Here is a 20,059-nt window from a genome sequence, read left to right on the forward strand (position 1 = left end):
GCGTCACTCCTGACGTGCGTGGCGAGGTGGGGCGGGGACTCAGGCTTTGCCGGCGGCCAGGACACGCAGCAGTTCACTCACGTCCTGGTGCCAGGCCCGCACTTCGGCGGGTGTGGGCGGCAGTTCGTACGTGTGGTGATGGCAGGCGGCGCTGAGGCCGGACCAGACGGCGTACCACTGGCGGGCGACGGAGGGGGTGACGTACCACTGCAGGCAGAGCATCCGGGTGCGACCGCGGCTGCGGGTCATGCGAGGGCTGACCGTCTGCCAGTAGGCGTCGAGGGTCTCGTCGAGAGCCAGACGGAGCAGCATCGCCGCGGCGCGTGCTCGGACACCGGGGGTGAGGGTGGTGTCGCCCGGTGGGTTGAGCAGGTGGTCGGCGGCGGCGACAAGAGCGTTCGTGGAGAGACCACCACGGGGCGCGGAGGACTGGGTGCGACCGGTCACCGGGTCTGCACCGCCTTGGCGAGCCGCTCCGTACGCCTGACCAGATCACGGTGGTCGCCGACAGGCGTGGTCGGAGCCTGGTGGGAGGCCTGGTTCAGCAGCCGGATCAAGTCCCGTGCAGACGCGCCGTGATCGCGTGCGATCGCGTTGAGTACGTCGGCCGGTTGTGCTCCTTCCATGCCCATCGCGATCGCGGCGAGGCTTGTGAGGGGACCGGGCCGGGTGACCTTCTCCTGAATCTTGCTCTGCTCCAAGCCCGCCTCGTGAAGGGTGCGCCGGGCGATGCCCTGGTAAGCGGCCTCCACGGCGAGGCGGCACATCGAGGGCAGCACCCGGTCGGCCACCTCCGGCGGCAGGTGCGGGTCGAGGGCGACGGCCCTCGCCTCGTCCAGCGCCTGGCTCACCGGGTCGCTGACGGGGACGACTTCAACGACGGAGTCGGGCTGCCGGGAGACGGCCATGACCGTGGCTCGCAGGCCGAGGCGGTCGATGGCTTCCCCGAGCCGGGCGTCGTGGGTGAAGACGACGACCTGCCGGTGCCGGGCGTACAGATCGAGGACCTTGGCGAGGCCGTCCACCTTCTCCGGGTCCATGGACTGCACCGGGTCGTCGATGATCACGAAGCCGAACGGACTGTCCTGGTGGGTGGCGCGAGGGATGAACAGGGAGAGGGCGAGTGAGTGCAGCTCGCCCTGGCTCATGACGCCGAAGGCGGGCGCGTCGGCGTCGTCCACGGAGACGGGAAGACTGACCTGTCGCTGCGGGCCGACGCCAGTGAGCCCGATCGCACCCAGCGAGACGCTGCTGCGCTCGCACAACAGCCGCCAGATCTGTCCGGACTGGTCGGCGAACGGCTTGAACCGGGCCTCCCGCAACTCGTCGGTGAGTGCGCGCAGCCAGGCGCGTACCGCCTTGACCTGGTTGGCGACGGGTTTCGCCGCCTGCGCGGCCTCCGCCTGCCCAAGCCACGTGGACAGCCGTGCCGCTACGGGCTGCCAACGCCCGTCCTGCGCCGTGATGCGGCCTGCGGCGGCGTCGCGCACCTGGAGACAAGCGTCACTGAGGACGGCCGCAGCGCGTTCCGCCCGGTCCGCCAGCTCACGCGGTTCAGGTACGGCGCGGCAGGCCGTCAGATCGCGCCAGAGCGCGGCGAGTGAGGCTTCGTCGCCCTGGAGCCAGGCAGGAGGCGATTGCGCCAGGTCGTGCACCTCCCGCACGGAGGCCGCCAATTCGCGGTGTGCGGTTTCGGCGTCGGCCGCCTCCGCCTGGAGTCTTTCGACCTGCGCGCGCGTCCGCTCCGCCCAGGCGCGATCCAGAAGATCCGTGCTGCCGCAGACCGGGCAGTCGGAGATGCCGGGATGGCGACGGCGGTGTTCCAGCGCGGCCTCAAGCAGCTTGATCAGCTGCCGGGCGTCCTCGGCGGAGCCATGACGGGCCTCGTCGGCCACGGCAGCCGCCGAGCGCAGCCGGGCCACGGCCTTCGTGACCGTCTGGTGGTCCGGACTCTCCATAGTGGCCAGTCGACGCAGTCGGGAGAGGTGCGTCTCGTCCGCGACACTGTGGCCTTTCAGCAGGGCCCGGACGACGTCGAGGTCGGGGCTCCGGCCGGAGAGGGCGGCGACGGCCTCCGCGGCGCGCGGGTCGTCCACCTCCGACAGCTCCTTGATCACCGTGGCGGTGAGGGCCTTGGCCGCGTTCTCGATCTCGGTGAGGGTCTTGGCCCGAGCCCGGGCCGCCGTGTCGGTGTCGCTGAGGAGTTCGAGGCCGAGGATCCGGGAGATCTCGTCGTGCAGGGTGGTGAGCGGCCCGTTGATGACCGCTCCGAGCTGGGCGTAGGGGAGGAAGGGCCGGTACAGCGACAACTGTTCGGCGTCGATCACGTCGTGCAGGTCTTCACCGATGGGCTTTCCGGCTTGTTCGACGACGGTACGGGACTCTTCAAGCCCTTCGCCGTGCCAGACCCGGCGTACGGTCACGGGCTCCTTGGAGCCGTCACTGCCGGCGTCGAAGCAGAGTTTGACAGCGACCTCGGGCGAGGAGTGCTCGTGGAGGTTGCGCCAGCCCTTCTTCCACACCTGAGTGCGTCCCTGCCAGCGGAAGTTGTCGCCTGTCAGGGCCATTTCCGCGGCCTCGGCGAAGCTCGACTTGCCGGAGCCGTTGCGGCCCGTCACCAGTGTCAGCCCGGGTCCGGGATGCAGCTGGACAGTGGCGGCGGGCCCGATGCCGCGCCAGCCGGCGGCGGTGATGGACCGTATGTACACGGTTCCGGAACTGCCGCCGCTCCGCTCCTGCGGGGCGGGCAGCAGATCGCGCAGCTGGGCCTGTTCCTCCGCGGACAGCCCGGATTCGTGCAGGCGGGCGAGGAGGAGATCACGCAGGGCGGTGTCGCTCATGGCTCGGCTTCCTCGGGTGCGCTGGATGGCTGCGGCGGGTGTGCCCGAGGTGTCGCCAGGGGACGGTGCGCCATTGTGGGTACGAGCATGACGTGCGTCTGTTAGCACTGTCAACGTACTTATGAAATTCGCAGCAACTAGAGATGTGTACGTATGTTCTAAGGTTTTACCTGCCGAGCCCGCATGGGGATCCCCGAGGTGTCAGCGCCCGGCGGTCCCGACCGCCCGTGTTGCGATTTTCGCATCTCGCTCGTATGGTGAACTCATGGGCGAAACTGTGACGGACCGTGTACGCAAGGTCATGGACGAAGCCTCGGTCAACCAGTCGGCGTTCGCCGAGGGCATCGGGCTGAGTCCCGACAAGTTGTCGAAGTCGCTCAGTGGTGTCCGCAGGTTCACGTCTCTCGATCTCGCCCGGATCGCGGAGTACGGCAACACCACGGTCGACTGGCTGCTGACCGGCCGTGAGCCGCTGCGCCCCGCCATCGCGGCCCGCACCAGCGCGCCCGCGGTCGGCGAGCACAGCCTCGACAGGCTCAAGGACCTCGTCGAAAGGTTCACCACGGCGCACGAGGTGCTGGAGCTCCTGGACCTGTCGCCCGAACTGCCGGAGCTGCCCTCTGTCCGCCCGGACCTCAAGCGTTACGTCGACCAGGGCGTGACTCTCGCAGAGGACGCACTCACCCGACTCGCCGCCGCAGGCACTCCAGCGATCGGCGGCCTGGACACCGCCGATCTGCTCCAGGCTCTGGAGCACACCTTCGGTGTTGACGTGGCGAAGATCGGTCTGCCCGATGGAATCGACGGCGCTGCCTGGCAGGCGGACGGATTCCGACTCGTCATGGTCGCGCGAACGAAGGTGCCGACCCGCCAGCGATTCACCCTCGCTCACGAACTCGGGCACATTCTGGCCAGGGACGCCCAGGACCTGCTGACAGAGACTCAACTGTCCCCGGGACGCCAGAAGGACCTGACCGAGGTGCGCGCCAACGTGTTCGCCGCGAATCTCCTGATGCCCCGGAGTGAGATCGACGCAGAGGTGAGGGAAGGCGATCTCACGGACGAGCAACTCACCTCATTGGTCGTGAGCTTCCAGGTGTCTCCCAGCGCTCTCGCGGCACGGCTCGCGCAGTTGGGCGTGATCGCCCCCGGGACGGCCGACAGGCTGCGCGGGCTCACGACGCAGGACTGTCACTGGCTGACCGGACAGAGCGACCTCTTCGAGGCCCGTGCCACGTGGTCGCAGGCCAAGCGATTGCCTTTCCGCCCGGCGCAGTTGCTGTATGAGGCGTACCTCGCGGGGGACACCACCCTGCGCCCGCTGGCCGCATACACGGGCATGGACGTCGACAGGATTCGCGAGGCGCTCGAACCCGAACCGGCTCCGCAAGAGGGCGCGTCATCCAGCACCGATGTGGATGAAGGGGACCTGGTCTACCAGCCATGACGCGCCACTGTTGGTTCCCCGACAACACTGTGCTGTGCAATTTCGCCGCCGTCGACCGTCTGACCCTGCTGGAGAAGGTCCTTGACGGTCGCGGCCGTTGGACGGAGGCCGTCGCGGCCGAGGCCGAGCAGTCGACGCGGCACTGGCCGAAGCTGAGTCAGGTGACCGCCGACGGCTGGCTCGGCGAGCCCATTGAGATCGACGACCCCGCCGAGACCGCCCTGGTGGACCGCGTCCGCCGTGTCGTCTTCGCGGGCTCCCCGTCCCGACCCCTGCAGCACCTGGGTGAGGCGGAGACGCTCGTGGTCATCGAGCATCGCAGCGGATTCGCGAGCTCTGTGTGGATCACCGACGATGGCGAAGCGGGCCACTACGCGCGCCGCAGGGGCATCACCGTCAAGGACACCGTCGACATCATGCGCGAAGCCGTCGTGGACGGCCTCGTCATGGCCGATGACGGCCACCGCCTCCTCCTGGGAATGGAACAGGCCGGACGTCACCTGCGAGGTGTTCCGCACAGAGCGGATGATCTGTTGCGCTGAGACCGTGAGGGTGCACGTGGCCCGGTGTGCGCGCCGGTGGCGAGCAGGATCTGCCTGACCTTCACCGGTGTACGGGCCCACGGTTCGGCGCTCTTCTTGATAGTCGGGGTTCCTGCCCTCGGTCTTCAGACCCGAGTAGGCGTCCGAGGGGAGGAGGGGCGAGTGCGGAGTGGTGTGCTGGTAGCGACCGTCCCACCACGAGGGGGAAAGCCAGCCCCGGGCTGACCCGAGCGTTGCTGGACGAGCTGGCCCTCGTCATGGTGGTCAGCGCAGTACTGAGCCGATCCAGGCCGTCGCCTGCTCAGGCATGGTGCGGGTGTCGACGCCGAGGACGTGGATATTGCCCAACAGGCCTTTGGGGCCACGCACCTTGAGGGTTCGCTGGGCGTGACTGCCCGGCTGAGGATGGACGATGACGGCGAGCGGGGCGTCGGCGGACGCGTAGCCGCTGCTGTAGGTGAGGAGCTGGTGGACGTCGGCCGCGTTCACGCCGTGGCGGTCGTAACGCTTGTACTTAGCGTCCACGGGCAACAGCGTGCGATGTGCCGTGTCGTGTACTGGAAGGCTGAGCAGGAGATCGGGGCGGAAGGTCGAGGCACTGCCCAGGTCTCCGCGGACTGTGATGCCGACGCCGCTTCCGCCGGGCACGGCGTGGCCGCCGTTCGGGCCGACGGCCTCGGTGCCGAGACGGCGGACGACGGCTTCCCAGAGGGCGGGCATGGCGAGCAGGAGACCGTCCGCCTGGGTGCCGTGGTCGGTGAGCAGATCGGTCACGCCTCCGCCGCGCAGCAGCAGGCGGGCCCAGGTGTGGGCGGGCCGGTAGCGGGCGTTCAGGCGCGTGTAGTTAGTACGGTCCAGAGCGCGGAGCGCCGCGGCCGGGGTCAGGGCCTGCGGAAAGGCGCCGGCGGCGCCGTGCAAAGCGCGCGCAAGGCCAGGACTGGCGGTCAGGGTGAGCGCCGCCTTCAATGCGCTCCCCAGAACGCGGTTGTCCCAGATGTCTGCCTCCCGGTCGAAGGTGCGGACGTGCAGCTGGTCCAGTTGCCCGTAGCGGCGGGTGGCCTGGGCAGCGACGTCCAGGCGTCCCCGGAGCACCGGTTCGACACTCCGGTGGTGTACGTAATCCCGGCGCAGTCCCTCCCGCAGCAGCCGCTCGCACTCTTCGAGCAGGGCGGTGGCGACCAGATCGGCGTAACCGTCGGGGCCGGTGGCCCACCGCCTGGCCGTCGCTGGGACGGGCGTGCCGAGGGCGTAGGCGAGCCAGTTCATGAGCTGCTCTCCCGGAATGGCGAACTTGGGTGCGATGACCACGCGAACACGGTCCAGGACCAGGACCCCGACGGTCGCGTCGGCCTTGAGCCGCCACCCTGTGCGCTCCCTGGTCAGGGTGAGGCAGCCCCGTGCCTGGAGGGCGTGCAGGCGGTCGACGTCCCGGGGAGTGAGCTGATCGGGTTCCAGCGGGGCGGACTCGTACTCGCCGAGCTGGACCGGGGTGCGGTCAGGCATCCGGGCCGGGAACGCCGCTGGTGAACTCGGTCGCCAGCGCGTCCGCCAGGTCCTGCGGGGGCATGAGGAGCGGACGCCCGGTCTCGGCGTCGACCAGGCCGCCGAGGATTCGGTGCAGCAGTTCCGCCCGGCCGAGGCAGTAGTCCTCCAGGAGCGGGATCACCTCGTGGTGGAAGGCCGCGGCCAGATCCTCCTCGGTGGCGATCGGCTCACCGTCGCGCAGCAGGTAGGCGTGCCCGATCTGGTGGTCGGCGTCGAGATGGCGGGCGATGCGGGTGTTGAGGGACTCGAAGAACGCGGCCAGATCCAGAGGGCCGACGGTCCCGGACACCGCGTCCGGATCCGGGCCCACGGGCAGGAACGCGAAGCGGCGGCGAACTGCGGCGTCCAGGTGGCTGATGCTTCGGTCGGCGGTGTTCATCGTGCCGATGACCCGGACGTTCGGCGGGACGGAGAAGCGTCGATTGCTGACGGGCAGGGCGACCGGCAGGTTCCGCTTGTCGAGTTCGAGGAGCGTGATCAACTCGCCGAAGATCCGCGGCAGGTCACCGCGGTTGATTTCGTCGATGACCAGCAAGAACTTCTGGTCGGGATGGGCGGCGGCCCGGCTGCACAGGCTGTGGAACAGGCCGTCCGTAAGAGCGAGGGTGAGCCCCGGGCCGGTGGCGCTCAGGTCCGGCTTGAAGCCCTCGACGAAGTCCTCGTAGCCGTAGGAGGGATGGAAGGTGACCATGCCGACACGGTCGCCGTGCAGCATCTCGGCCTGCGCCTCCGCACGTTGGCGGGCGTCGGCACCGAGCACGTCCGCGCGGCCGTCCAGGGCGAGGGCGGCGCCGAGCGCGAGCCGGGTCTTGCCCGTACCGGGTGGTCCATGCAGGATCACCTGCCCCTTGCGCTCCAGCGCGTCCAGTACGACCTGCACGTCGTCGGGCAGCGCGACCGGCGCGCCAGCCTGTGCCTGGCCCGTGCCCGGGACGGAGTCGGAGCCGGAGGCGGCGCTGTGTGCGGTGAACCTGGCGAAGAGGGACGGGTCGACCTTGGCGAAGGTGGACCGCCACCCATGCTGGGGCTTCGACAGTTTCTGCGCGTGGGAGAGGTCCCAGGCCACCGGTACGACGTGGTGGAACTCCGGCCGGTCCGGGTCGTAGCGGTAGCTCCCGTCGACCCGGCCGGTGGCCAGCACCTCGTCCGTCCCGCGGTTGGCGACGACCCGGTCTCCCGCCTCCAGGTCCCGGAAGGCCAGCAGCCGGCGGGCGAGGGTCAGGCTGCCGCCACTGCTGCGCGGCCAGTGCGCGTCCAGGGCCTGCTGTAGTTCGGTGTCGCTCTGGTACTGGCTGAGATCGCCGAGCTCGTCCCACCCGACGCAGATGAACCCGCCGTCCCGGCATTCCTCCCACAGACGGCCACGCTCGCCGGGGGCGATCTTCCAGATGGAGCGTTGCCGGGGATTGAAGTGCTTGTACAGGAAGCGCATCACTTCCCGTCCCGTCCAGCCCTCGAACTCCTCACGGCTCCGCACGAGTTCTCGCAGTTGTCGGTTCGTGCGCGAGGCGGGGACGCCGGCCTGCGCTTCGCCGCCGAGCAGCGTGATGAACGTCCGCAGATGCTCGGCCGCGTAGATTGGCAGGAAGTGCTGCGGGAAGTAGGTCGCCAGGGACTTCGTCACCAACGTCGGCCCATACCGCAGCACTTCGAGGTCGTCCAGAGCCTCGAAGTCTCCTGCCCCGACGGCGTCGAAGGCCCGGACGAACTGTCCGCGCAGTTCCGCCCATGCGTCCTGCGGATCCATACCCCTCAGCGGAGCGGCCAGCCGCCATTCGCCGGAGTTGTGGTGGTACATGATGTGCTTCGCGGCACTGCCGCCCTTGATGCTGCCCAGGTGGGGAGTGCCGAACTCCATGAGCCGGCAGTACGTCGGCCCCGACCCGGGCGGCGCGCCCTGCCCGAGGGCGTAGCGCTCCAGCGGTAGCTCTGCCCATTCCTCCAACGGAAACTGGGACAGCACTTGCTTGCGTTCGTCCTCGGCAGCCGACTCGGTGTCCGCCACGGTGGTCCGGTCGAACTCGGCCGCTGCCGTGGGTACATCCACCCCGTCGTTTGTCATGGGGGCCATGATGCCGGAGGGCGAGGTGGCGTTCCCCATACGCGGCGAGACTGGGCAACTTCCTGCGCTGGCACCGGACGCCACGGCGATCTCACAGGCTGGCTAGCCCTATCTGAATCGACGCCCCCGGCTTGGCCTTCTGCACGGAGGCAATTGGCCGAGTTGCAACTTTTGGCGACACAGCCGCAGACGGGTCAACGTCGGCCAGCCGTCGCCATCGGATGGCATGGCGTTGACGGGAGCATGAGGCATGAGTGTTAGCGATGTCAACAGACTTGCCCTGTCGTGCGCGTACATGTCTGTGTACGATCCGCTGGGTGGTTACGGGAGGTTGAGTTGGGGAGTGACCAACCTGTCCGAACATGCAGGAAAAGGTCGGGGTCTCCGGGAGGAGAGGTGCGGTGACCGGAGGCCCCTGGTGCTAAGACGGGGGATCGAACCTTGTTGCTGCCACCCCGGACGCATCCGGGGGCTGAGCGGCAACGATGGTGCCCGATGTGTCCAACGCCGGCGCCGGAACCAGCTTCGGGGAAGCGTGGGATTCGCTAGGGTCGCAAACACGGCACCGCCAGTGACGGGCAGGCGCCGACGGGGGAGGAGTGACGTTGAGCGGTGCAGGGAGAAGTTGGGCCGATCATCCATTTGTGGTGTTCCTGGGCGTGGTCGCCGCTGCGATCGGCGTGATTGTCGGAATCAAAGAACTGGCTGCCTCTTCAGAGGCTCCGCCTTCAGCCTCGGCACCAGCCGTGACAACCCCGAGCAGCACGGTTTGGCCCAGCGACGACACCGAGGAATCGCCCACTCCGTACGAAGGCGCCACCCAGTCTCCGGACGAGGAGGCAACCACACCAAGTTCGACGCCCAGTAGGCCTCCTACTGAGGAGACCCCTCCCGATGGTCAGGAGCCCGAATCGCCGCAACATACGGGCGCTTTGACCGTCCTGGTCAAAATGGGCCGGGGAGGAAAGGTGGGCCCGAACTCTTGGAGAGCTGGGGCAGAGCCTGGCGCCAACACCGAGGTCTACGACGCGACGGGAAGACTGGACACGGGATGCTACGTGCAGTGGACCCTCAAACATGACGGCAAGGAGGTACAGAAACACACCAGTAGCCGATGCCGACCGCCGAGCATCACGCTCTTCAACTTCGAAGACGGCCTCGAACCCGGCTCCTACACCCTGACAGCTGAGGTAACGACCGACTGGCAGCAAACGGGAACCGATACGTTCTCCTTCGACGTCGTGCCAGCCTGAATGTAAGCCGAGAGCTTTCCAAGGCCGCTGGGATTTGAATCAGTTCGGTTCTGACGCAACCGTATGAACCCGGGTGACCGTCTATGGTTCATCTTCACCTCGCCGGAGTCGGAAGTCGCCGCGGTCGGCGATGTCGTCGATGAACCGTCCGAGGCAGACCCGGCGGATCTTCAATTCACCTACCGGGTCAATGTGCTCCTGCTGCCCGGACCCACGGACACCTTGTACGGCAACCGGTGGGCCGGGACGAGTTGGAACTCGGCCAGGTGCGGTCGGTGTAGGAGGTCAAGCCGGAGGCGTTGAAGATCCTGCTGGAGCGGGCCGGTCTGTGACGTGACCGCGTGTACGGGGCAGGGGTTACCAGGGTTCCAGCCCGTGCTCGGCCGGGACCCCCCTCGCAGGGTTTGGTTGTCCTCAACGGCATTGGCTGCCGGATTGACCGGAAGTCGCGTCCGGCCGCTCGCCGTGCTGGTCGATCTCCGCCCAAACCGTCTTGCCGGAGGGCGGGCGGGGCTCCGTGCCCCAGCGGTCGGCCAGTGCGTCGACCAGGAGCAGGCCGCGGCCCGACTCGTCGTCCGGACCCTGCTCCGGGGAAATCGCGGGGTGACACTCGCCCCGAGTGTCGCTCACCGCGATACGAAGGGTGCCGACCGCCTCGTCCAGCGTCAGTGCCAGCAGGAAGTCGCGGCCCTGGACGCGGCCGTACAGTGCCGCGTTGGCGGCGAGTTCGGCGACGATCTGCTCGGTCCGTTCGGTGACGGCGGGTGACACCTGCCAGGCCTGGAGCCGCTCGACGGTGAGCAGTCGGGCGAGGCGGGCGCCGCGGCGGGTGGAGGAGAGTCGCTGGGCGAAAGTGTGTACGGTAACCGGGATTTGGGGCGTGGGGGCGTTCATGGGGCAACCGTGGCGGGCGTGTGGGGGCGCCTTCCAGGGGTGCGGCCCGTACGGTGCGTCAGCGTACGGGGACATTCTGTAGACGGTACGGCGATCTTGCCGTCACCCTGGGTGAGTCGATCGTGGGGAACAGCGCACGTACGCACCTGGAGGTGGCCGCGTATGAACGACGGTACGGGGAGCTTGGGCGACGACGATGACCTGACGGCCGGTGACGTCGAGCGGGAGCCAGACCCCTCCGACAGTCTGCGTACCTTCGGGGCCGTCGTCCAGGCCCTGCGTGAACACGCCGGGCTCAGCCGCGCCGAGTTCGGGGACCGGGTCCGGTTCTCCAAACACACCGTGGAGTCAGTGGAGTTGGGGCGCCGGATGCCGGACGAGTCCTTCGTGGAGCTGGGAGAGGAGGCGACGGGCAACACGGGGGCGATGCGGAAGTCGGCGAAGTTTCTTACGCGGGGGGAGGCGGGGCTGGCGGCGTGGTTCCGGCGGTGGGCTCGGCTGGAGAGGATCGCGGTCAGTCTGTGTACGTATGAGTGCAGGCTGGTGCCAGGGCTTTTACAGTCGGAGGGGTACGCGAGGGCGGTGTTCGGCAACAGCATTCCGCCGTTGTCGGACGACCAGTTGGAGGCCCAGGTCGCTGCTCGTTTGGAACGCCAGAAGCTGTTGCGTGAGAGGCCGAACGTCCCGTTCAGCTTCATCGTTGAGGAGCACATCTTCCGGCGGCGGCTCGGCGGAACCGAGGTGACACGGGGCCTGCTCGACCACGTGCTGGAACTCACTGCCCCACGCAACGTGACGCTTCAGATCATGCCGCTGGACGCCGAGTTCCACGCGTGCCTGGACGGGCCTGTGCGGCTTCTGGAGACGCCGGAGCGTCGGCGGCTGGCGTACTCGGAAGGACAGCAGAACGGGCGCCTGATCAGCGACTCGAAAGAGGTGAGCCTCCTCTATCAGGGCTATGACACACTGCGCTCGCAGGCCCTGAACCCCCAAGACTCGCGGGGCTTGTTGGAGCGAATGCGAGGAGAGCTATGAGCGCGACGGAACTCGCCTGGTTCAAGTCCAGCTACAGCGGCACCCAGGGCGACGACTGCATTGAGGTCGCCGTCACCGAACAGGCCATCTGTGTAAGGGACTCCAAAGATGTGGCGCGGCCTTACTTCGCGGTCGGGCGTGAGGAGTGGTCGCGGTTCGTGGGGTTCGCCGCGCGTTCCTGAGCTGGGTCGTCCCGGCAGTCGCGTGGTCACGTTCACCGCCGGGACACCGGGTCAGTGGAGGTCGGGTCCGCCCGCCTCAGCTATCTCGTCGAGCAGACTGATCTTCTCGTCGGCGTCGTCCGGGCCGTCAGGGCTGGCGTCGGGAAACGATCCGGCTGCCTCCTCGTCAGCGAGGTGCGGGTACTTCTCCAGGAGGAACCGCCGCCGGTACGCCATCTCGGCGGCGTCGACGATCCCTTCCAGAGTGGTCCAGTTGAGGGTGCTTCCGACGACGATCCCGAATGCGGGTACGGCCTTGCCGAGCCCCTTCTTGGTGAGGCGGAAGCCGAACGCCTTCGCGAACTGCTGGGAAACCTTGCTGACAACCGCGTCGTTCAGGACCTCCCACGTCTTGCCGCGGAAGAGCGCTTGGGTGAGCCGCGAGATGTCGGCCATCGCGGCGTTCTTGGCGGTGGCCGAGCTTGCCGTCCCGACGTTGACGACGGACATCACGAAGAGCTTCTCGGCGGGCTCTTCGGGGTCGTAGCCGTAGAACAGCGAGACCTGGCCGACGGCGCGGGACGCGAGTCCGAGGACGACCGCGGCATCGGCGACGAAAGCGCCCGCGATCGCACCTCCCGAAGGCGCTGCGGCGGCACCGGCGGAGGCGGCGATGACGAGCTCTCCCCCAGAGATCACAAGTCCCGCGCCCGCTCCCGAGAGCGCTGCGGCGGCCGGGAAGTACCAGCTCGCCGCCCGTCCACGGACCGCGTCGACCTGTTCGAGGTCGAGGCGGCGCAGGTCGCGGAGGGACGCGACGTCGTGCCCGCGCTTCTTGTGGAGCGCCACCACGCGTTTGGGGGACAGGCCCGCTCGCGAGGCCCGCCCCAGCGTCTTCTGTATGGATTGAACGGCAGTGCCGCTCCAGTCCGGCAGGGCGTCGGCCGTTTTGCGCGTTCCGGCGCCGACTTTCTGAGCGCCCTTGGCGACGAACTGCTGTCCACGTGAAACCGCCGACTTGGCCCGCGGGTGGTTCTCCAGTTGCTTCGCGGCACGCTTGCCGAACTCCGCGACGCCGTTGGCCACGTGTTCGCCGGCGTTTCTCATCCCTTGCGACAGCGGGCGGCCCTTGAACTGCTGGACGGCACGCCATGCGTCGAGCTCGTAGTCCGAGGGCAGCTGATCGGGCTGCTGCGGGTAGTGAGGGTTGCTCATGGTCCCCCCTGGGGCGTGGATGGTGATGCACGAGCGGGTGACTCGCCAGGTCAGGTCGTCGAGAGCTGTCAGGCTGGGTGGCGGGGGCCGCGGCCTGGGGGTGGTGCGAGGGTGGAGGTGTAGTTCTCGCCGTCCACCAAGGGGTTGTCGAGGGTGAGCCCGGCCTCGGCCATACGGTCGTACTCGGCGAGGATCAGTTCCTTGGTGCGGTACGTGCCGTACTTGGCCTCGTCCTTGCGGCGGACGATGGGGAAGGTGTCGAGGATGTAGTCGACGTCTTCGCGGGAGATGCCGTAGAGATGGAAGAAGAGGGTGTCGAGTTCGGCTCGGATTACCCGACGGCGACCCTCGTCCCATCGGAAGGGGGCGTCGGTATCGCCGAGGTTCTGCGCGAACGCTGTCATGTCGTGCGAACTGTAGGACAGTTCTAGGATGCGCCGGCTGATGAAGGAGGTGTGGGACTCGATCATGCTGGGAGTCAGAAGTGGAAGCTGTTCGAGTTGGAAATAGTTGAGATTCGTTCCCCCAAGTTTTTGCCTCAACGTAAAATCGACAACCAAGGAAATTAGGTTTGCGTAGAGAATGCCTGGCGTGGTCTCTACTGCGGGCATAATGATATTTCCTGAATCGCCAAGCCCTCCAGCAGGGAATGCGTAAGCGATAAGAGTGCGTTCATCTGTGGCTCGGCAAATCTTGCGAAAGCCAATGAACCAATCCCTGTCCCATGCCTTGGTTGAGGAAATCTGGCTCACCTCAACCGAGGGTACCCAGTATCGGGGTAGCACAGAGTGATTGGCGCTCTGTTTCTCATGTGGCGTCAGGTCGCGGGTGGTTCCGTCCTCGCAGTATGTCGCCCACCGGTGATCGTAGTGATGCAACATCTTCGCCTCGTAGAGCGGCAGCATCTCAGTTGCCTCCCTGCTGAAGACATTGCCCTTGAGCGACCAGCCCTCTTCTTCAAGCTCTTTGCGCGTTCTGAACAGATGCGAGTCTTCAGACATGTGGAACATGCGGCCGATCTCGGCGGCCCAGGGATTTCCAGCGGGCTCGCCATGCCTGATAAGAATCGGGACACGGCGGTAGATTTCTAGCGTGATTTCCGCGTCTCGACGGGAACGGAAGACAGGGCAAGTTCCCGTGTTGGGATTGAGGAGAATGATCTCCTCGGGTGCGAGCGTGAAGACCTTCCCTGCGTCGTTCAGTTCGGCCGGGTCGCGGAGGAAGAATGCGAACAACGCTGCCGGTTCGCGCTGAGATCGACCGGCGAGGGTCAGGATGCTGAACTTCATACGGGAGTCCACGGCCGGGAAGAGACCGGCGCGGTTCTCAAAGTCGTACAATGCTGCGATCGAGCCGTTTTTCACCAAATCTTTGAAAAAATGCTGAGTGGTCGCATCGGTTGCAATTCCGGTGGGGACGATCATGCCCAGCCGACCCGGCGGGCCGAGTAGGCCGCGGTTGCCCTCTGAGAAGGCGGCATACGTGTTTACAGTCCCGAGGCCGGTGAGGGGATACTTCCCGGAATCGCGAATGAAGTGAGCTTCACCGTCTCCTTGACGTTTAGTCGCCGCGAACTCCTCGGCCAGGTCGGGACGTGTCTCGGGCAAGGCTGCAATAAGTGTGCGTCGGGCGGCTGCGTTGGGGGCGGTCGCGATCTCTACGTCCCGCTGCGCGAAGAACTCCTGCTCCTTGAGCTTGATCCGCTCCCACGGGGGATTGCCGAGAATGCAGTCAAAGCCTCTCGCCCATCCAGTGTGCTCATCCACGCCCGCACCTGACTCCGGTACGGAGAACACCTCTGGAAACTCAAGGTGCCAGTGAAAGAATCGGTACTGGGCCCTCAGACGGATGATCTCATCGTGCGTGGATTGCGGAGCGGCGTCGGCTGTCGGGTCCTGGAGGGCACGGAATACCTCCTCAGTCACCGCGAGCGGGGCGTCTGGTGTCTTGCGCCACATGAACGCGGCGCACCACGCGTCGGCCGAATGGAGGGCATGGACATACTCCGAAGACTGAGACCAGTTCCGGTAGTCGGCCTCCTGGCGGTTCACGTCGGCCAGCGTGTCGGGCGAGGCGCCCGTGATGCGAAGCAGACCCGTTGCGAAGGCAGCGTTGGTGATCTTGGCGTCGGTGTCCAGGTCGAACAGGCCGCGCTGACCCCCGCGCTCCAGTTTGTTCTGGCGTTCCAGCGCTTTGGCGAACCTCTTTTCGTCGCCTTCGACCGGCTTGAACGCGGCGTCAGGGATGCCGCCACGTAGCAGTGTCGGCGTCGCACCAATCAACGCGTTCCCATGCTTCACGTGCGCGTCCAGGAAGCCCAGCGGCTTCCCCGGTTCCAGCGCCTCCAACCACAGTGACACCTTGGCCAGTTCTACGGCCATCGGGTTGAGGTCGACGCCGTAGATGCACCAGGCGACGACCTCGTGAAGGGCATGGCGGACCGCATCTAGTGTGGGCTCCGGGTTGCGTTCCCGTACCGCCGCCACCTGCTTGGCGATGCGCCTCGCCGACGCCACCAGGAAGTGCCCCGAGCCGCATGCCGGGTCGCACACCGTCAGGGACAGCAGCTCGTTCACGATCGCGTCCGCCGGGTCGGTCGCCCCCGACTTCGATGCCGCTTTCTCGCCCCGCTTCACCGCGTCCCTTATCACCGGGTCCAGAGTCGAGTCCAGCAAGCACTCGATGAGTGAGGACGGGGTGTAGTAACTCCCCGTCGTCTTACGGGTGTTACCTGCCACCTCGACCAGCGTGAACGTACGGTCGGCGGTGCTGTGCTTGGGCTCCAGCTCCAGCAGGGACTCGTACACGGAGCCCAGCTCCTCCGCGTCCAGGTGCCGGTAGTCCACCGCGCGCCAACGCCCCGAGCTGCCGTCCCGCACCTGCGACAAGTGCCGTACGGCCGTCAACAAAGCCTCGTTGGACAGCTTCAGCCCGCGCAGTGGGGCGTCCGCGTCCGTGTCGTTGAACAGACCGCCGAGGCCGGGCAGGCCCAGCTCGGGGCGGCCCTTCTCGTCGCCGAGGGCGTCGAGGACGATGCGCAGGGCCTCGTACAGATCACCGTGGGCCGTACCCCGCCGCTTCCTTGCGTGTGCGCGCAGTCGGGCCGACGAGAAGTACGCCTCGTACCGTTCGCGTGCCTGCGGGTCCGCCTTCGGCGACAGCAGCGCGTCGCGGTCCTCGGCCACGAAGACGAACAGCAGCCGGTAGACGAGCCGCAGCAGTGCGGCCTGGAGGGCCTTCGGGCGGACGTCCTTGCGCAGGGCCGTGTTCTCCGGGTGACGCAGGAAGCCCGTACCCAGCGCGGTGATCGCATCCTGGACGCCCTTGCGGAGCTGGTCCAGGGCACGGGTGCCGGAGGCGATGGCCTCCGTGCGCCACTTCTCCAGTCGGCACGCGGACGGCGGCGCGTCCTCCGCCACCTCGAACCGCGACACATGCAGCACCCGGTACAGCAGCACGAACTCACTGAACAGTTCGCCGTCGAAGATCGCTTCGAGGTCGAACTCGACGTACGAGGCCGTGGCCAGTGCGCTGGAATCGCGGAGCAGTCGCACCTGACGGCCGTTGGTGAGGACGCCCCACAGGTGGGCCTCCGTGCGGTTCAGGCACTCCTGGAGCATCGACTGCGGCGGGACCGAACCGGCGCCACCGGGGCGCTTGTCGAGGTCGGCGTTCCAGGCTGTCTGGTGGATGAGGGCGTGCCGCCAGCGGTGGGAGACCGGGAACTTCTTCTCCGCGTCCGAGTCGGCGGTGATGCCCGCCGGGCCGATGTGCGTCAGCGGGCCGAAGCCCAACTCCCGCCAAAGCGGTGCCAGCCAGTCACTGCCGGCGCGGCCTGTCGGGTCGGCCGCCGGGAGGCCCGTCTCCCGGTCCTCGGGGAGGTGCTTGCGCAGGTCGCGCCAGAGCGGTTTCAGGTACTCCCAGCTGCGCTCGGCCTCGTCGCGTACCGAGCGGGAGGACGGCAGGCCGTAGTCGGCCGGCTTCGAGCCGGGGACGTCCTTGCCCTCGGAGATCCGTACCAGCATGTCGGCAGGCAGCAGCCCCCCGACCGTGTGGACGGCGGTGAACACCTGGTTGCGGGTGACAGCGGACATCAGGCGGACACCTCAGGAGCAGTCGCAGGAACAACGGGCAGGTACACGTACGCGCCGAGGATGTCGGCAGGCTTCTGCACGGTGACGGACAGTCCGCGGACGATCTCGCCGGACGCCTGGCGCACCCGGCGGTGCGAGGCATCCAGCTCCGCGGCCAGCTCCTCGCCGTACGTCTCCAAGTGGCTGTACACATCCGGGAGTTGGGTGAGCAGCCGCGTCATCGTGCGCTCTGCGTAGTGCCGGTCCGTACTCTCCGACGCTGTCGCGTCGAGCAACGCCCGCGCCCGCTCCGGCCGCAGCCACTCCGCCTTCCTCGCCGAGCCCTCGAAGGCGATCAGCCGGGCGTCTTCCGCGACCAGCTGCTTCTCGCCGCTGCGGGAGGGCAGCGTGAGGTGGAAGCGGTAGCGGACCAGGAGGAGGGTGGTGAGGGTGCCGACCGCGTCCGTGGTGACCACGCCGCAGCGGCGGGCAGGGCGGGCGCCGTCGGCCTGGGTGTCCAGGGCGGCGTTGAGGACGTGGGACGCGAGGGCGCCCACGACCGGGTCCGTCCGCACCAGGGCCGCCTCGCCGCGTGCCACCGCCGGGTCCGCACGGAACGGGATCGGGCGGTCCTTCTCGATGACCTCCGCGCCGACCGTCGGCGCCAGCGCGTCCCGCAGGCCGATGGGCGTGCCGCCGAACTGGGCCGTGAAGTCCTCGCCGTCGCCGCGGAGTACGGCACCGAGGGCGCCCAGGGACTCCCGTACGAACGTGTCGATCTCGCCCGCGCCGCCCAGCGCCTCCCGGACCGCCGCGACCTCGCGAGCCACCTCCTGCGGACGCACGGAGCGCTGCGCGAACCGCGAACGGGACGCCTTCTCACGCTCGGCCGCCGAGTTCCAGTCGCTGTCCAGCTTCGCCGTGCTCACCTTGAACGCGTCCGCGCTGAACAGCGCGTCCTGGTCCTCGCGGCCGCGCATCAGCAGCCACTCAACGATCGCGTCCGTGACGCCCGTCGACAACTCGTCGGGTACGGAGACGGAGATGCCGAGGTCCTTCTTGATCTGGCGGTGCTTCTTGATGAGGACTTCGAGGACCTTGCCGTCGATGCCGTTGTCGTCGCCGTACAGGGTGATGACACGGACCTGGTCCTTGCGCTGGCCGTAGCGGTCGACGCGGCCCTCGCGCTGGTCGTGGCGGGTCGGGTTCCAGGCCAGGTCGTAGTGGACGACGGCGTCGAAGTGGTGCTGGAGGTTGACGCCCTCGGAGAGGCAGTCCGTGGCGATGAGGACGCGGCGGGCGGCGGCGTCCGGGCCGGCCTCATCGGCGAGCTTCTCGATGCGCTCGATGCGCTGCTGCGGGGAGAGCGTGCCGGTGACCGCCTTCACGACGGTCTTGGCGCCGAGCGGGCCGCGCCTGCCGGACTCCTTGTCGTTCTCCAGCTGGGCGGCGAGGTACTCGGCCGTCGGGATGTAGCGGCAGAACACGATCGGGTTGTGGCCGTCCGCGAGCAGCGCCTTGAGGTGCTTGATCAGCGCCTTGAGCTTCAGGTCCTTGGCCGGGCCTTCCAACTCCTTGGCGATGTCCGCGAGTTCGGCGAGGTAGGAGCGTGGATCCTCGGTCGTCTCCGCGCCCGGTGCGACGTCCATGCCCTCCATCGCGTCGCTGTCGGCCGCGTCGCTGTTGAGGGGGGCGCCCAGCTTGTCGGCCTCCTCGGCCGACGCGGCGATCGCCGCCGCCGAGCGGGTCCGCAGCGTCTGCGCTGCGGCGCGCGGCGACGACACCAGGGAGCGGAGCAGAGCGATCGCCGACCACCAGGCGATGCGCGCTTCCCGCTTGCCCTGGCTGCCCGCCTGCTCGACGCGCTCACTCGCGTATGCGATCGCGTCGTCGAGCAGGGCCCGGTACTCCGGCGACAGCTTGTACGTCTCGTCCTTGAAGTAGCGGTCGGAGGGGAATGCCGTCCGCTCCGCGAGGGAGTCGTCGGTGAGACCGTCCTCTTTGGTGAGGTACTGGCGTACGTCCGCCCGCTTGCGTGCCACGAAGTGCTGCGCGAGGAGTTTCCTGCCCGCCTCCGAGTCAAGGCTCACGTGGGCCAGTTCGGGCTTGACCAGGCCCAGGAGATTGCGGAACGCGGACTCCTTGCCGCTGTGCGGGGTCGCCGTCACGAGCAGCAGGTGCCGGTTCTCGTCCGCGGAGACGCGGCGCAGCAGCTCGTAGCGGAGCTGGTTCTGCGAAGCCGTGGAAGTGTCGTCGGCGACCACGCAGGTGTGGGCCTCGTCGACGATCACCAGGTCGGGGCAGTGGCGAACGAAGTCGTCGCGGTGGCGCGGGGACTTGATGAAGTCCGTCGAGACGATGACGTGCGGGTACTTGTCGAAGAGGGACTGGCCCAGGTCCAGGCCCCGTTCGAGGCGCGAGACCGTCGAGGAGAGGACCAGCTCCGCGTCCATGCCGAACTTCGTGCGCAGCTCCTGCTGCCACTGCTCGGCCAGCGCGGGGGAGCAGAGCACGGCGAGGCCCGTCGCCTCGCCCTGCGCGAGGAGTTCGCTCGCTACCAGGCCCGCCTCGATCGTCTTGCCGATGCCGACATCGTCGGAGATCAGCATCCGGACCGTCTTCTGGCGCAGCGCCATGAGGAGCGGCACGAGCTGGTACGCGCGCGGCTCCACCGCGATGCCGGCCAGCGAGCGGAACGGTCCCGCGCCGGAGCGGAAGCCGACGCGCAGCGCCGTACGCAGCAGGCCCGCCGCCCGCTGGTCGCCGAGGTCGCTCGGCTCCGGCGGCGCGAACTTCGCCTCGTCCACCGTCTCGAATGCCGGGAACACGGCGGCGATGTCGTCGTCCGAGCCGCCCAGCGGACGCAGGACGAGCAGATCGGGCTTGCTCTCGGGGAGCACCACCCATTCCCGGCCGCGGGCCTTCACCAGGGAACCGGCGGAGTACGTGAGTGCCATGTGAGTCTTCAAGTCCTCGTGTTGGGTCCGACCGG

Annotated in this window: 13 protein-coding genes; 5 read left to right on the forward strand and 8 right to left on the reverse strand. The window is 67.9% G+C overall.

What is annotated here, in order from left to right; translation table 11 throughout:
- Positions 1-39: 39 nt before the first annotated feature.
- The gene (locus OG266_RS31755; protein ID WP_371549853.1) at positions 40-447 is read right to left on the reverse strand and encodes a hypothetical protein; all 408 of its coding nucleotides are present in this window, start codon (positions 445-447) and stop codon (positions 40-42) included.
- The gene (locus OG266_RS31760) at positions 444-2,840 is read right to left on the reverse strand and encodes an AAA family ATPase (protein ID WP_371549855.1); all 2,397 of its coding nucleotides are present in this window, start codon (positions 2,838-2,840) and stop codon (positions 444-446) included. The genes OG266_RS31755 and OG266_RS31760 overlap by 4 nt, the downstream gene beginning before the upstream one ends.
- Before the next feature lie 265 nt (positions 2,841-3,105).
- Between OG266_RS31760 and OG266_RS31765 the strand changes: the two genes are divergently transcribed.
- Positions 3,106-4,287: a helix-turn-helix domain-containing protein gene (locus OG266_RS31765; protein ID WP_371549857.1), complete on the forward strand. Its 1,182-nt coding sequence runs from the start codon at positions 3,106-3,108 to the stop codon at positions 4,285-4,287.
- Positions 4,284-4,829 carry a hypothetical protein gene (locus OG266_RS31770; protein WP_371549859.1) on the forward strand — a complete coding sequence of 182 codons (546 nt, stop codon included), beginning with the start codon at positions 4,284-4,286 and terminating at the stop codon, positions 4,827-4,829. The genes OG266_RS31765 and OG266_RS31770 overlap by 4 nt, the downstream gene beginning before the upstream one ends.
- 264 nt (positions 4,830-5,093) lie before the next feature.
- Here OG266_RS31770 and OG266_RS31775 read toward each other — a convergent pair whose 3' ends face one another.
- Positions 5,094-6,332, reverse strand: a complete 1,239-nt coding sequence (locus OG266_RS31775) for an McrC family protein (protein WP_371549861.1) — start codon at positions 6,330-6,332, stop codon at positions 5,094-5,096.
- The gene (locus tag OG266_RS31780; RefSeq protein ID WP_371549863.1) at positions 6,325-8,436 is read right to left on the reverse strand and encodes an AAA family ATPase; all 2,112 of its coding nucleotides are present in this window, start codon (positions 8,434-8,436) and stop codon (positions 6,325-6,327) included. Before OG266_RS31780 ends, OG266_RS31775 begins: the two co-directional genes overlap by 8 nt.
- Before the next feature lie 644 nt (positions 8,437-9,080).
- Between OG266_RS31780 and OG266_RS31785 the strand changes: the two genes are divergently transcribed.
- On the forward strand, positions 9,081-9,689 hold the full coding sequence (locus OG266_RS31785; RefSeq protein WP_371549865.1) for a hypothetical protein: 609 nt from the start codon (positions 9,081-9,083) through the stop codon (positions 9,687-9,689).
- Between the two features lie 414 nt (positions 9,690-10,103).
- Here the strand turns inward: OG266_RS31785 and OG266_RS31790 are convergent, their stop codons facing one another.
- The gene (locus OG266_RS31790; RefSeq protein ID WP_371549866.1) at positions 10,104-10,583 is read right to left on the reverse strand and encodes an ATP-binding protein; all 480 of its coding nucleotides are present in this window, start codon (positions 10,581-10,583) and stop codon (positions 10,104-10,106) included.
- Between the two features lie 162 nt (positions 10,584-10,745).
- Between OG266_RS31790 and OG266_RS31795 the strand changes: the two genes are divergently transcribed.
- A complete protein-coding gene (locus OG266_RS31795; RefSeq protein ID WP_371549867.1) occupies positions 10,746-11,618 on the forward strand; it encodes a Scr1 family TA system antitoxin-like transcriptional regulator in 873 nt (290 codons plus the stop codon).
- Entirely contained in the window at positions 11,615-11,800 is a 186-nt protein-coding gene (locus tag OG266_RS31800) for a DUF397 domain-containing protein (RefSeq protein ID WP_371549869.1), read from the forward strand. The genes OG266_RS31795 and OG266_RS31800 overlap by 4 nt, the downstream gene beginning before the upstream one ends.
- Positions 11,801-11,851: 51 nt before the next feature.
- On the opposite strand, the gene OG266_RS31805 is transcribed toward OG266_RS31800, so the two are convergent.
- The 3 genes from OG266_RS31805 to OG266_RS31815 form a co-directional block, all read right to left on the reverse strand.
- Complete coding sequence (locus OG266_RS31805) at positions 11,852-12,994, reverse strand: EcsC family protein (protein WP_371549871.1); 1,143 nt, start codon at positions 12,992-12,994, stop codon at positions 11,852-11,854.
- Between the two features lie 68 nt (positions 12,995-13,062).
- Complete coding sequence (locus OG266_RS31810) at positions 13,063-17,088, reverse strand: Eco57I restriction-modification methylase domain-containing protein (RefSeq protein ID WP_371549873.1); 4,026 nt, start codon at positions 17,086-17,088, stop codon at positions 13,063-13,065.
- A complete protein-coding gene (locus OG266_RS31815) occupies positions 17,088-20,024 on the reverse strand; it encodes a DEAD/DEAH box helicase (RefSeq protein WP_371549875.1) in 2,937 nt (978 codons plus the stop codon). The genes OG266_RS31810 and OG266_RS31815 overlap by 1 nt, the downstream gene beginning before the upstream one ends.
- Between the last annotated feature and the right edge of the window lie 35 nt (positions 20,025-20,059).

Origin of the sequence: Streptomyces sp. NBC_00554 (assembly GCF_041431135.1) — a bacterium.
Classification (GTDB): Bacteria; Actinomycetota; Actinomycetes; order Streptomycetales; family Streptomycetaceae; genus Streptomyces.

Bases quoted from the DNA above. Each gene is read 5' to 3' on its own strand.
- OG266_RS31780 (WP_371549863.1), bottom strand. From the start codon at position 8,436: ATGACAAACGACGGGGTGGATGTACCCACGGCAGCGGCCGAGTTCGAC.
- OG266_RS31760 (WP_371549855.1), bottom strand. From the start codon at position 2,840: ATGAGCGACACCGCCCTGCGTGATCTCCTCCTCGCCCGCCTGCACGAA.
- OG266_RS31790 (WP_371549866.1), bottom strand. From the start codon at position 10,583: ATGAACGCCCCCACGCCCCAAATCCCGGTTACCGTACACACTTTCGCC.
- OG266_RS31805 (WP_371549871.1), bottom strand. From the start codon at position 12,994: ATGAGCAACCCTCACTACCCGCAGCAGCCCGATCAGCTGCCCTCGGAC.
- OG266_RS31770 (WP_371549859.1), top strand. From the start codon at position 4,284: ATGACGCGCCACTGTTGGTTCCCCGACAACACTGTGCTGTGCAATTTC.
- OG266_RS31810 (WP_371549873.1), bottom strand. From the start codon at position 17,088: ATGTCCGCTGTCACCCGCAACCAGGTGTTCACCGCCGTCCACACGGTC.
- OG266_RS31775 (WP_371549861.1), bottom strand. From the start codon at position 6,332: ATGCCTGACCGCACCCCGGTCCAGCTCGGCGAGTACGAGTCCGCCCCG.
- OG266_RS31795 (WP_371549867.1), top strand. From the start codon at position 10,746: ATGAACGACGGTACGGGGAGCTTGGGCGACGACGATGACCTGACGGCC.
- OG266_RS31815 (WP_371549875.1), bottom strand. From the start codon at position 20,024: ATGGCACTCACGTACTCCGCCGGTTCCCTGGTGAAGGCCCGCGGCCGG.
- OG266_RS31765 (WP_371549857.1), top strand. From the start codon at position 3,106: ATGGGCGAAACTGTGACGGACCGTGTACGCAAGGTCATGGACGAAGCC.
- OG266_RS31800 (WP_371549869.1), top strand. From the start codon at position 11,615: ATGAGCGCGACGGAACTCGCCTGGTTCAAGTCCAGCTACAGCGGCACC.